Consider the following 12019-nt stretch of genomic DNA (forward strand, 5'->3'; position numbering starts at 1 on the left):
ATGGCGGCAGACCAGGAAGCAGGTCCCGGGCACGACGGCAGGCGGCTGACCCGGCGCACCCTGCTGGGCGCGACGGTGGCCGGTGCCGGGGCCACCGCCCTGCTGGGCGCCGTCGGCGCCCGCGCCGCCCGGTCACCCGCGGCGGGCTCCGGAGATCCGCCCACGCCCACCGTCATCGCCCATCGCGGCGCCAGCGGCTACCGGCCGGAACACACCCTCGGCTCCTACCAGCTGGCCCTCGACCTCGGTGCCGACGTCATCGAGATCGATCTGGTGCCCACCCGCGACCACCAGCTGGTGTGCCGCCACGAGAACGAGATCTCCAGCACCACCGACGTCGCGGCCCGGCCCGAATTCGCCGACCGGGAAACCACGAGAACGGTGGACGGCGAACGGCTGACGGGCTGGTTCACCGAGGACTTCACGGCTGCCGAGCTCACCACCCTCGGCTCGGTCGAACGGCTCCCCGCCCGCCGCCCGAACAACACCCTCTACAACGGCCGCTGGAGCGTCCCCACCCTCCAGGAGGTCCTGGAGTGGGCCGCGGCCCGGGGCCGGGAGCGCGGCCGGCCCGTCTGGCTGTGCCTGGAACTGAAACACCCCACCCACTTCCGCTCCCTGGGTCTTGACCTGGAGGAGCCGCTCACCCGGCTGCTGCACCGCCACCAACTGCACCGGGCCGGATCCCCCGTCCTGCTCCAGAGCTTCGAGGCCGACAGCCTGCGCCGGATGGCCGAGCGGACCGAGACCCGCCGCACCCTGCTGCTCGCCGGACCCACCGAGCGCCCCCACGACCTCCAGCGGGCCGGCGACCCGCGCACCGTCGCCGACCTGATCACCCCGGACGGGCTGCGGGAGATCGCCGGCTACGCCCATGTCATCGGCCCCACCCTCGACCTGGTCATCCCGCGCCGTGACGACGACACGCTGGCCGCCCCCACCACCCTCATCGGCGACGCCCACGACCGGGGCCTGAGTGTGCACGGCTACACCCTGCGCAACGAGAACGTCTTCCTGCCCGCCGAGTTCCGCACCGGGGAGCGCCAGAACCGCTACGGCGACGTCTTCGGCGCCATCCGCGCCTACCTCGACCAGGGCATCGACGGTATCCACACCGACCACCCCGACACCATGCTGCTGGTCACCGCCGACCGGCGCTGACCCCGGCGCGTCCCCTTCTCCCCCCGGGCGCCGGCTCATGCGCCGGGGCCCAGTCGTACATCTCACAAGTCGGTTGTCGCGTGCACCCTCCCCAGGCGCGCCGGTTGCCCGCACAATGCAGGGGGCGCCCGGTCCGGTCAACCGGCGGGTGCCGTCAGGGCATTCACCGGCCGGCGGCGCACACCCTCCTTCACGTGCCCCGGCCTATCACCTCGTTGGGGAGACGTGAGCACATGGGCATGAGCGTCACGATCGACAAGGCGGCCGAGCAGGACGCCGAACAGATCCTCAAACTCCAGTACCTGTGCTATCAGGCGGAAGCCGAGCTGGCCGGGGACTACCAGATCGACGCGCTGACCCAGACGGCGGGCGAACTGCGCGCCGAGATGCTGGCCGGCCTGGTCCTGGTCGCCCGGCTGGGCACCGAGGTCGTCGGCTCGGTACGCGGCACCGTCGACGCGGACGGCACCGCCTCCATCGGCCGGCTGATCGTGCACCCCCGGATGCAGCGCCACGGGCTCGGCGGCCGGCTGCTCGACCGGATCGAACACCGGCTGGCCGCCGAGGCCGACGCCGCCCGCTACCGGCTGCACTCGGGCCAGCGCGGCGAGGGCAACCTGCGGCTGTACCGCCGGCTCGGCTACGCGCCGGTGGCCACCGAGCACGTCTCGCCGAAGCTGAACGTGATCACCCTGGAGAAGATCCGGGCGCAGCAGCCGCTGCCGCGGACCCTGGCCGCCAGCGCCTGATCCCGGCGGCCGTCAGCGCTCGCGCTGCCGGGACCGGCGCAGCCACAGCAGCCCGGTCACCGGCAGCACGAGCGGCAGGAAGAGATAGCCGCGGCCGTAGTCCGACCACACGGTCGCGTCCGGGAAGGCGGAGGGGTCCACCAGCGTCCAGGTGCCCACCACGAGGACCCCGGCCAGCTCGGCGGCGCAGCACACCAGGGCGAGGCGCCGGGCACCTTCCCCGCCGCGCACCAGCGCCACCGTGATGAAGGCGTAGACGAGCGCGGCGACGGCGGACAGCGTGTACGCCAGCGGGGCCTCGTCGAAGCGGGTGGACAGCTGGTAGACGGAGCGCGAGGCCGCGCCCACGGTGAAGATCCCGTACAGCGTGACCAGTAGCCGGCCCGGCCCGTGCCGCAGACCGCGCGGCGCTGCCTCCGGTGCCCGGCCGGCGTCCTGCGGTCCGTCCGGCTCCGGGGCCCGGGGCGGTACGGCGGCGGCGGGGATCTCGCGCTCAGCCAACGCTCACACCTCCCGCCCACACGTCGTCCAGGCGCAGCTGGAGTACGGCCAGCACCAGGGCGCCCGCCGCCACCGTCGCCGAGCCCCACCGGGTCCGTTCGCCCAGCGAGACCATGGCGACCACCGGCAGACACAGGGGCACCGCGACCAGGTACGAGGCGAAGACCACCGTGCTGTCGCCCGAGGGGCGTTCGCCGCCGGACAGCTGGAGGACCCCTATCGCCAGCTGCACGATCGTGAGCAGCAGCACCACGCCCATGCCCAGGTAGTGCCAGTCCTTGACGGGCTGGTCCCGCAGCGCGGCGTACCCGCACCAGGCGGCCAGCAGCAGCGCGGCCACGGCGACCGCGACCGTCAGGGGGGTGAGCATGGGCCGACTCTACTGCGCGGTCCCGACCCGCCCCGAACCACCCCTGACCCTCCCGGGCCCGGGCCCGCAGGCCGTGGCGTTGACCACAGTGGTCCCTTGTGCACGTCCTGACCCGCCCTCGGCAGGCGCCCGGTCCGGCTCGGTATTCGCGCAGGTCAAGGGGGGTTCGGGCGTGCACGGGACAGGTGCCCGCCAGCCGGACGCACTGTCCAGCATGCGGACAGGGGCGTCCAGGGGAAGGAACGCGCCACAGCCGTTCTGTTTTACTGGTCGGCATGACCGCGACGAGCATGCGTGCCGTGACGACCGAGGCAGCCCCCCTGCCCGGTGCTCGTTGTCGGGGCCGAATGTGTGACCGCTGAGGGCCCCCGCACGAGCCGTCTCGCGCCCCGAAGCGACACCTGACAGCCGCCGGCCGGCACGACCTGCCCGGCCCTCCGGCCCCGCGCTCATCCTCTCTCGTTGTCCCCGCGGACCCCGCGCGCGGACATGCCCCGTGCCCGGCGCGCCGAGCCGCGCGCCCGGACACTCGACTGTGACGGGAACCCAGTGATCACCACCACGGACCTCACGAAGGTCTACCACTCACGCGGCCGGGAGGTCACCGCGCTGGACGGCGTGAACCTCCACGTCCGGCCCGGAGAGGTCTTCGGCGTCATCGGACAGAGCGGCGCCGGGAAATCCACCCTGATCCGCTGCGTCAACCTGCTGGAGCGCCCCACCTCCGGCACGGTCACCGTCGACGGCGTCGACCTCACCGCCCTGGCCGGCCGCGGCAAGCGCGCCGGCCGCCCGCTGCGCGAGGCCCGCACCCGCATCGGCATGATCTTCCAGCACTTCAACCTGCTCTCCGCCCGCACCGTGCAGGGCAACATCGAGCTGCCGCTGGAGATTCTCGGCCTCACCCGCCGCGAACGCGCCCGCAAGGCCCTGGACCTGCTCGACCTCGTCGGCCTCGCCGACAAGGCCCGCGCCTACCCCACCCAGCTCTCCGGCGGCCAGAAGCAGCGCGTCGGCATCGCCCGCGCGCTGGCAGGTGACCCCAAGGTGCTGCTCTCGGACGAGGCGACCTCCGCGCTCGACCCCGAGACCACCCGCTCCGTACTCCAGCTGCTGCGCGACCTCAACCAGCAGCTCGGCCTCACCGTCCTGCTCATCACCCACGAGATGGACGTCGTCAAGGCCGTCTGCGACTCCGCCGCCCTGATGCGGGACGGCCGCGTCGTGGAGTCCGGCGTCGTCTCCGACCTGCTGGCCACCCCCGGTTCCACCCTCGCCCATGAGCTGTTCCCGCTCACCGGCGCGGCGGGCGAGGGCCGCACCCTGGTCGACATCACCTTCCACGGCGGCAGCGCCGGGCAGCCCGTCATCTCCCAGCTCGCCCGCGACCACGCCGTCGACGTGTCGATCCTCGGCGCCGCCATGGACACCGTCGGCGACGCCCAGGTCGGCCGGATGCGCATCGAGCTGCCCGGCGGCCCCGGCGACAACGACCGTGCCCTGGCCTTCCTGCGCGCCCAGGGCCTGACCGTCGAGATACCCGGCACGGCCGCCCCGGCCGCCGTCGCGCTCAGCAAGGAAGGTGCCTGATGGGCTGGGATCAGATGCGGCCCCTGCTGGAGCAGGGCACCATCGACACCCTCTACATGGTCGGCTGGTCCACCCTGATCGCCGCCCTCGGCGGACTGCCCATCGGCGTCCTGCTGGTGCTCACCGACCGCGGCGGCATGCTCGCCAACGCCGTGGTCAACAAGATCCTCGGCGCCATCGTCAACGTCGGCCGCTCGCTGCCGTTCATCATCATGATGGTCGCCCTGATCCCCTTCACCCGCTGGGTGGTGGGCACCGCCTTCGGCCCCACCGCCGCCATCGTGCCGCTGGCCATCGGCGCCATCCCCTTCTTCGCCCGGCTGGTGGAGACCTCCGTGCGCGAGGTCGACCACGGACTCGTCGAGGCCGCCCAGGCGATGGGCGGCGGCACCTGGACCGTCGTCCTCAAGGTGCTGCTGCCGCAGTCCCTGGCCTCCCTGGTCGCCGGACTCACCACCACCGTGATCGCCCTCATCGGCTACTCCGCGATGGCGGGCGCCGTCGGCGGCGGCGGCCTGGGCACCCTGGCCCTCACCTACGGCCACCAGCGCTTCGAGACCGATTTCATGTACGTCATCCTCGCGGTCATCGTCGTCATCGTGACCATCGTGCAGCTCCTGGGCGACGGGGTCGTCCGGCTCCTCACCCGCCGCGGGCGCACCGGATGACCTGAGCCCTTCGAGCAGGGGACACCCCCACGGCCGTACCGGCCGCCCCGCACCCCACAGACCCCCGGCACCCCCGGGACCACAGGAAACACCGCACCCGCGTAACCGAAAGGCACTTTTCGTGCGTACTCACCTCCGTACCGCCGCCGTCGCGGCGTCCGCAGCCGCTCTCACCCTGGGCCTCGCCGCCTGCGGCACCGACTCCGACCCCTCGTCGAACGACGACGCCGGGTCCTCCGCCGGGGACACCCGGAAGATCACCGTCGCCGCCAGCCCCAACCCGCACGCGCAGATCCTCGACTTCGTCCGGGACAACCTCGCCGAGGACGCCGGACTCGACCTGACCGTCCAGGAGTTCAGCGACTACGTGCTGCCCAACACCGCCGTCGACAGCGGCGAGGCGGACGCCAACTACTTCCAGCACCAGCCCTACCTGGACGACTTCAACGCCAACCACGGCACCGACATCGTCCCGGTCGTCAACGTGCACCTGGAGCCGCTCGGCCTGTACTCCAAGTCCCTGGACAGCGTCGAAGAGCTCACCGAGGGCTCCACCATCGCCATCCCGGACGACGCCAGCAACGGCGGCCGCGCCCTTCAGCTGCTCGCCCAGAACGGCGTCATCGAACTCAAGGACGGCGTCGGCGCCAACGCCGTCCTCGGCGACATCACCGACGACAAGGGCATCACGTTCACCGAGCTGGAGGCCGCCAGCCTCCCGCGCGCCCTGGACGACTTCGACGCCGCCATCGTCAACGGCAACTACGCCCTGGAGGTCGACCTCTCCCCGGCCGACGACGCCATCGCGCTGGAAGAGGCCGAGGGCAACCCCTACGCCAACTTCCTCGCCGTCAAGGCCGGCCACGAGAACGACCCCGCCGTCCAGACCCTCGCCGAGCTGCTGAACTCCGACGAGGTCGCGCAGTTCATCGAGGACACCTACCCGGGCTCCGTCATCCCGGCGTTCGGCACCCCCGGCTCCTGACCGGCACGCGGTCACCAGCCCCTCCAGCACCGGGCCCCGGCACCCCTGCCGGGGCCCGGCGCTGCGCAGAAGGGCTGGATACTGCATGCTGTCCCCTCGGACCCCAGGTATGGAGCGGCGCATGACATCCCTCTTCCCCGACATCTCCATCAGCACCGAACGCCTGGTGCTGCGCCCCTTCGAGGAAGCCGACATCCCTCCGCTCGCCGACATGATGAACGACGAGCTGACCGCCGCCTGGACCAGCGCCCCCACCCCGTACACCCGTCGCGACGCCCACGAGTGGGTCGTCAGACGAGCCCCGGCCGAACGCCGTTCCGGCCGCGGCATCGTCTTCGCCGTCACCGACCACCTCACCCAGCGGCTGGTCGGCAGCGCCCACCTGATGAACACCAACTGGCGCAACCGCAGAACCGAGATCGGCTACGTCATCGGTCCCTGGGGCCGCGGCGAGGGGTACGCCGTGGAGACCGTGCTCGCCGTCGCCCAGTGGCTCTTCCACGACCAGCACTTCGAACGCCTCGAACTGCGCACCGCCGCCGGCAACACCGCCTCCCAGCGGGTCGCCCAGAAGGCCGGCTGCGTCAGCGAGGGTGTCCTGCGCAACGCCCGGATAGTACGCTCGCGCACCGAGGACGGCGGCTGGACCGACATCCGCACCGACACCATCGTGTGGAGCCTGCTCCCCGAGGACCTCGAGGACCGCTGAGCCCCTGATCACGCGGGGTAGGCTCAGCGGGACATCCCACCCGTGACGAGTCCAGGAGCTCCCCGTACATGGCCGACCGCGTCACCGTGATCGGATGGGACGGCAGCCCGCTCACCCCGGGCGCACAGGCCGCCCTGGGCGCCGCCACGCTGGTCGCGGGCGCCCCCCGGCACCTGGTGCTGCCCGAGGTCCCCGCCCGGGCCGAACGCGTCCAGCTCGGCAGCCTCAGCCTGGCCGCCGGCCGGATCGCCGCGCACCGCGGCACAGCGGTGGTCCTCGCCGACGGTGACCCCGGCTTCTTCGGCGTCGTGCGCACCCTGCGCGACCTCGAACACGGCCTGGAGGTCGAGGTGATGCCGGCCGTCTCGGCCGTCGCGGCGGGGTTCGCCCGCGTCGGCATGCCCTGGGACGACGCCCGCGTCGTCACCGCGCAGCAGCGCACCCTGCGCCGCGCCGTCAACGTGTGCCGCGCCCACCCCAAGGTCGCCGTCCTCACCTCACCCGGCGCCGGACCCGCCGAGATCGCCCTGCTGCTGGGCGACGTGCACCGCACCTTCGTCATCTGCGAGTCGCTGGGCACCGACCGGGAACGGGTGTCCGTGCTCACCTCGGACAAGGTCGCGCGGCACCGCTGGACCGACCCCAACCTGGTCATCGTCGTCGGCGGAACCAGCGGCGCGGGGGAGAGCTGGCTGGCCGGCCAGGACCCGGCCGCGGCCGTCGAACCGCGCGGCTGGGGCCTCGAACCGGCCGAGTACCAGCAGACCGCCCTGCCCGCCCCCGGCCGCACCCCTCACCTGCGGGCGCTGGAACTGGCCGTGCTCGGCCCGCGCATGGGCGACCTGGTGTGGGACATCGGCGCAGGCAGCGGCCTGGCCGCCCTGGAGGCCGCGCGGCACGGCGCCGCCGTCATCGCGGTGGACCGGGACGCCGACGCCTGCGCCCTGGCCGGCGCCACCGCCCGGCGGTTCGGCGTGCAACTGCACGTGGTGCACGGGGTCGCACCCCAGGTGCTCCAGTCACTGCCGGAGCCCGACGTGGTACGTGTCGGGGGAGGCGGCCACCGCACCCTCGTCGCCTGCGCGGACCGCAGGCCGCAGCGGATCGTCACCCATGCCATGACCCGCGATCAGGCGGAGGCCGCGGGACGGGTGCTCAGCGGCGCCGGCTACACCGTGCGCTGCACGCTCCTGCAATCGGTGGAACTGGAGACCCAGGAGTGGTCCGAACGGGGCCGCTCCGTGGTGTTCCTGTTGGCCGGAAGCCGTCTGTGACCAGCGCGAAGACAAACCGGGAGCATCCCGGGCCACTCGTACGACCCACGACCCCGGGCGGGTACGGGCAGCGGTAGGCTGGTGGATCGTTGTGCCGACGGCCGGACTTGATGATTCATCCGCCAATGTCCGGATGAGACCGGCGCAACCCGGCAGAGCACTACCGATGGGCGAGGGGTACGCATGACGGACACCGGCCGGATCCCGGAGGGGGGAGAGCCGGAACAGGGCTTTCCCTTCCCGGTCCAGGCGGACGATGTCGTCGAGGGCGAAGAGGAAGATCTGCTGATGCCGGGGGCGCATGTCGCCTGGGGCGACGCGGCGCCCACCCCGCAGCCGATCACTCCGGCGGCCCCGAGACCGGCCCAACTGGCTCCCCTGTTCCCCGCCCCCCGTCCCGGGGGCGCCGCATCCGCGTGGCCGCAGCCGGCGACGCCGGCACCGGCGGCGGGCGCCGCGCAGGCACCCGTGAACGCCGAGCACCCGGACACACCACCGGCCTCGGCGCCCCCCGTTGGCGGCGGCGTGGCCACGGCGGTGGTGCCCGGCGTGTCGACGCCCGGTGCTGCCCCCGTGCCGCCCGCCGTTGGCCCCGTCCCGGCCCCCGGTGCCGGCACCGACAGCGGCCCGTTGGCCTCGGTGGCGGGCCCGGCCGAGGCCGACGTGACGGCACCCGCGAGCGATGACAGGGCCGCGGCTCCGGGGGCCCCCGTCCCCGACATGGCGCCCGCCCCCGTTCCAGGACAGGACACGCCCGTTCCCGGCCCGGCGGCCGATGCCGCACCCGCGGTCGGTGACGGCCCCGTGTCCGCAGGACCCGAAGCCGCGGCTTCCGCCTCCGGCGGTGCGGCCGTTCCGGGTGCCCCGCAGACCGCGACACCGGCCGAGGGCGTTCCCGGGGCCGGGGCCGTCGCACCCTCCGTTCCCGGCAGCGGGCAAGCGCCCCCGCCGGCCGACGCCGCCGCACCGGCCGTACCCGGTGAAACGCCCACCGACGCCGAGGAGCCGGGCACGGTGCCCGCCCCCGGCGCCCCCGAAGCCGGAGTGGCCGGGCAGGACCAGGCGCCCGCCGAGGAGCCGGCCGCAACCGGTGAGCCCGGCGACGTGGTCGCCACCGCTCCAGAAACGACGGACGGAACCGTGACAGCCCCCGAAGGCTCTCCCGCCGCACCGTCCGAGGCGGCAGCCGCCCCGGGCGGGCAGGCACCTGTCCCCGCCGGGGCTCCGGCCGTTCCCGCGCCGGCGCCTTCCCCTGACGGCGCCGTCGCCGCCGCTCCGGGCAGCCCGGTCGCCGCAGGAACGGCCCCCGGCGTGCCCGTCCCGGGTGGGACCGAGGGCGCTCCGGCGCCCGCCGCCGTGCCGGCGGAGCCGGTCGGCCCTCCGGCGGACGGCGGCACCACCACAGCCACGCCCGTGGGCGGCCCCGCCCCGGCGCCCGCCGCCGCGCCGGGTGCGCCCCAGGCCCCCGCCGCAGCAGGCCCGGGCGTGCCCACGCCCCCTCCCGCGCCCCCGGCCGAGGGCAACGCCCCGGCGCCCGCCGCCCCCGGCACCCACGACGGCCCCGTGACCGAAGGGGTGGCGCCCGAAGCCGCCGCTCCCACCGCTCCCGGCCCGCCCGACGGAACCGAGGCTCCCGCGCCCGCCGCCGACCCGGCGGGCAGCGACACCGACGCCGTCGCGCAACCCCCGGCCGCCGCAGGCGCCCCTGCCGAGGCCGTGGTGGCCCCGCAGGGCGACTCTCCTGCCGAGCCGGAGGCACCCGCCCCGGGTGCACCGGCCGAGCCCCCGGCCGCCACCGAGCCCCAGGGCACGGCGCCGCCCGCTTCCGCGACGGCGACCGATTCCCCGGCTGAGCCCGCCGCCGCCGCGGTCACCCCGCTGCTGGCCGGCGATGCCGAGGCCGGTCCCGGTGCCGTCACCGTGACCGCACCGGCCACCACGGCGGCCGAAGCCGGGGGAGCCCACCCGGCTCCCGCCGTCCCCGACGGAACACCGGCCCCGGGCACCGTCACCGCGCCCGCCCCGGCGGCCGACGCCGGAGCACCTCCCGCCGCCGGTGCTGCGGCGCCCGAGCCCGGCGGAGCCGCCGAGGCCGTTCCTGCCGTTCCCGACGGGACATCGCAGACGCCCGTACCGGCCGCCCCCGCTCCGGAGGCCGTCCCACCCACCGCCCCGGCCAACGGCCCCGCCGCACCCCCGGCAACCGCCGCGGCCCCGGGCGCCGTCTCCATCACGCACCACGTCGCCGCGCCGTCCGGTCGCCCGGCCACCTCCGCCGCCCCCCCGGCGGCGGACCCCGCCGCCCTGCACCGGCTCATGCGTGAGCCGCGCGACGTCCGGCACGGCTTCCTGCCCGACCCCATCCCGCACGAAGTCCTGCTGCGCGTCCTGGAGTCCGCGCACACCGCGCCCACCTCCGGGCACGCCCAGCCCTGGGACTTCGTCATCATCCGGTCCGCCGAGACCCGCACCCAGGTGCACGAGCTGGCCGTCCGCCAGCACGAGGCGTACGCCAAGTCGCTCCCCAAGGGCCGCGCCAAGCAGTTCAAAGAGCTCAAGACCGACGCGATCGTCCAGACCCCCGTCAACATCGTGGTGACCGCCGACCCCACCCGGGGCGGCCGGCACACCCCGCTGCCGCACCAGCAGCCCCAGCTCGCGCCGTACTCCTCCGCGCTCGCCGTCGAGAACCTCTGGCTCGCCGCCCGCGCCGAGGGACTCGGCGTCGGATGGGTCAGCTTCTACGACGACCGCGAGCTGGTGCGTACCCTCGAACTCCCCGAGCACCTGGAGATCGTGGCCTACCTCTGCATCGGCTACGTCGACGCCTTCGCGGACGAGACCGGGACCGCGCCCCCCGGGCCCGCCCGGCAGCGGCCCCTGTCCTGGGTCGTGCACGACGAGTCCTACGGCCGCCGCGCGCTGCCCGGGGCCGAGCCGCACGATCTGCTCAGCGAGACGCTGGAGGACATCCGTCCGCTGGACGCCCAGGCCCTGGCCGAGGCGTGGGAGCGGCAGAAGCGGATGACCAAGCCCTCCGGCGCGCTCGGCGCCCTGGAGGTCATCTCCGCCCAGCTGTGCGGTCTGTCCCGCCACTGCCCGCCGCCACTGCCCGAGCCGGCCGCCGTCGCGATCTTCGCCGGCGACCACGGGGTGCACGCCCAGGGCGTCACCCCCTGGCCGCAGGAGGTCACCGGCCAGATGGTCGCCAACTTCCTCGGCGGGGGAGCGGTGTGCAACGCCTTCGCCCAGCAGGTCGGCGCCGAGGTGTGCGTGATCGACGTCGGCGTGCGCGGCGAACTGCCCGGCCAGCCGGGGCTGATGCCCCGCAAGGTACGGCCGGGCACCGCCGACATCACCGCGGGCCCCGCCATGAGCCGCGAAGAGGCGCAGCGCGCCATCGAGGTCGGGATCGAAACGGCCCGCGATCTGGTGGCGGCCGGCAACCGCGCGCTGCTCACCGGTGAGATGGGCATCGCCAACACCACGGTCGCCGCCGTGCTGATCGCCGTGTTCACCGGCAGCGAGCCCTCCGAGGTCACCGGCCGGGGCACCGGCGTCGACGACGAGACCCACGCCCGCAAGATCGATGTCGTACGCCGCGCCCTGCACCTGCACCAGCCCGACGCCGCCGACCCCATCGGCGTGCTCGCGGCGGTCGGCGGCCTCGAACACGCCGCACTCACCGGATTCATCCTCGGCGGCGCCTCGCTGCGCGTCCCGGTGATCCTGGACGGGGTCAGCGCCGGGGCCGCCGCCCTCACCGCCCGCGCCATCGCCCCCGAGGCGGTGTCCGTGTGCGTGGCCGGCCACCGCAGCGCCGAGCCCGGCCACATGGCCGCGCTCACCGCGCTCGGCCTGCGCCCGCTGGTCGATCTCGACCTGCGGCTCGGCGAGGGCACCGGGGCGCTGCTGGCGCTGCCGGTGGTGCAGAGCGCGGCCCGCGCCATGCGGGAGGTCGCCACCTTCGACGCGGCAGGCGTCAGCGACAAGAACTGAGGACCGTACTGTG

10 protein-coding genes are annotated in these 12019 nt (G+C 74.5%); 8 read left to right on the forward strand and 2 right to left on the reverse strand.

Annotated elements, in window-relative coordinates; all coding sequences use genetic code 11:
* Complete coding sequence (locus H7827_RS26745; RefSeq protein WP_432747641.1) at positions 1-1161, forward strand: glycerophosphodiester phosphodiesterase family protein; 1161 nt, start codon at positions 1-3, stop codon at positions 1159-1161.
* Positions 1162-1394: 233 nt separating this feature from the next.
* The gene (locus H7827_RS26750; RefSeq protein ID WP_030727253.1) at positions 1395-1910 is read left to right on the forward strand and encodes a GNAT family N-acetyltransferase; all 516 of its coding nucleotides are present in this window, start codon (positions 1395-1397) and stop codon (positions 1908-1910) included.
* A gap of 12 nt (positions 1911-1922) precedes the next feature.
* Here H7827_RS26750 and H7827_RS26755 read toward each other — a convergent pair whose 3' ends face one another.
* Positions 1923-2309: a hypothetical protein gene (locus H7827_RS26755; RefSeq protein ID WP_107046949.1), complete on the reverse strand. Its 387-nt coding sequence runs from the start codon at positions 2307-2309 to the stop codon at positions 1923-1925.
* A gap of 94 nt (positions 2310-2403) precedes the next feature.
* The gene (locus H7827_RS26760) at positions 2404-2781 is read right to left on the reverse strand and encodes a hypothetical protein (protein ID WP_030727247.1); all 378 of its coding nucleotides are present in this window, start codon (positions 2779-2781) and stop codon (positions 2404-2406) included.
* Between the two features lie 549 nt (positions 2782-3330).
* On the opposite strand from H7827_RS26760, the gene H7827_RS26765 reads away from it, so the two are divergent.
* The 6 genes from H7827_RS26765 (at position 3331) to cobT (ending at position 12006) form a co-directional block, all read left to right on the forward strand.
* Positions 3331-4371 carry a methionine ABC transporter ATP-binding protein gene (locus H7827_RS26765; protein ID WP_432747643.1) on the forward strand — a complete coding sequence of 347 codons (1041 nt, stop codon included), beginning with the start codon at positions 3331-3333 and terminating at the stop codon, positions 4369-4371.
* On the forward strand, positions 4371-5039 hold the full coding sequence (locus H7827_RS26770) for a methionine ABC transporter permease (RefSeq protein WP_030727242.1): 669 nt from the start codon (positions 4371-4373) through the stop codon (positions 5037-5039). The genes H7827_RS26765 and H7827_RS26770 overlap by 1 nt, the downstream gene beginning before the upstream one ends.
* A gap of 121 nt (positions 5040-5160) precedes the next feature.
* The gene (locus H7827_RS26775) at positions 5161-6024 is read left to right on the forward strand and encodes a MetQ/NlpA family ABC transporter substrate-binding protein (RefSeq protein ID WP_432747645.1); all 864 of its coding nucleotides are present in this window, start codon (positions 5161-5163) and stop codon (positions 6022-6024) included.
* Positions 6025-6145: 121 nt separating this feature from the next.
* Positions 6146-6733 carry a GNAT family N-acetyltransferase gene (locus tag H7827_RS26780; RefSeq protein WP_200368371.1) on the forward strand — a complete coding sequence of 196 codons (588 nt, stop codon included), beginning with the start codon at positions 6146-6148 and terminating at the stop codon, positions 6731-6733.
* Between the two features lie 68 nt (positions 6734-6801).
* Complete coding sequence (cbiE, locus tag H7827_RS26785) at positions 6802-8007, forward strand: precorrin-6y C5,15-methyltransferase (decarboxylating) subunit CbiE (protein ID WP_386540248.1); 1206 nt, start codon at positions 6802-6804, stop codon at positions 8005-8007.
* 183 nt (positions 8008-8190) lie between these two features.
* Positions 8191-12006, forward strand: a complete 3816-nt coding sequence (cobT, locus tag H7827_RS26790) for a nicotinate-nucleotide--dimethylbenzimidazole phosphoribosyltransferase (RefSeq protein WP_432747646.1) — start codon at positions 8191-8193, stop codon at positions 12004-12006.
* The last annotated feature ends 13 nt before the right edge of the window (positions 12007-12019 follow it).

The organism is Streptomyces sp. JH002 (genome assembly GCF_050916115.1).
GTDB lineage: Bacteria > Actinomycetota > Actinomycetes > Streptomycetales > Streptomycetaceae > Streptomyces > Streptomyces xiamenensis.

Coding starts and splice junctions, on each gene's coding strand:
- H7827_RS26760 (WP_030727247.1), bottom strand. CDS start 2,781: ATGCTCACCCCCCTGACGGTCGCGGTCGCCGTGGCCGCGCTGCTGCTG.
- cobT (WP_432747646.1), top strand. CDS start 8,191: ATGACGGACACCGGCCGGATCCCGGAGGGGGGAGAGCCGGAACAGGGC.
- H7827_RS26770 (WP_030727242.1), top strand. CDS start 4,371: ATGGGCTGGGATCAGATGCGGCCCCTGCTGGAGCAGGGCACCATCGAC.
- cbiE (WP_386540248.1), top strand. CDS start 6,802: ATGGCCGACCGCGTCACCGTGATCGGATGGGACGGCAGCCCGCTCACC.
- H7827_RS26750 (WP_030727253.1), top strand. CDS start 1,395: ATGGGCATGAGCGTCACGATCGACAAGGCGGCCGAGCAGGACGCCGAA.
- H7827_RS26780 (WP_200368371.1), top strand. CDS start 6,146: ATGACATCCCTCTTCCCCGACATCTCCATCAGCACCGAACGCCTGGTG.
- H7827_RS26745 (WP_432747641.1), top strand. CDS start 1: ATGGCGGCAGACCAGGAAGCAGGTCCCGGGCACGACGGCAGGCGGCTG.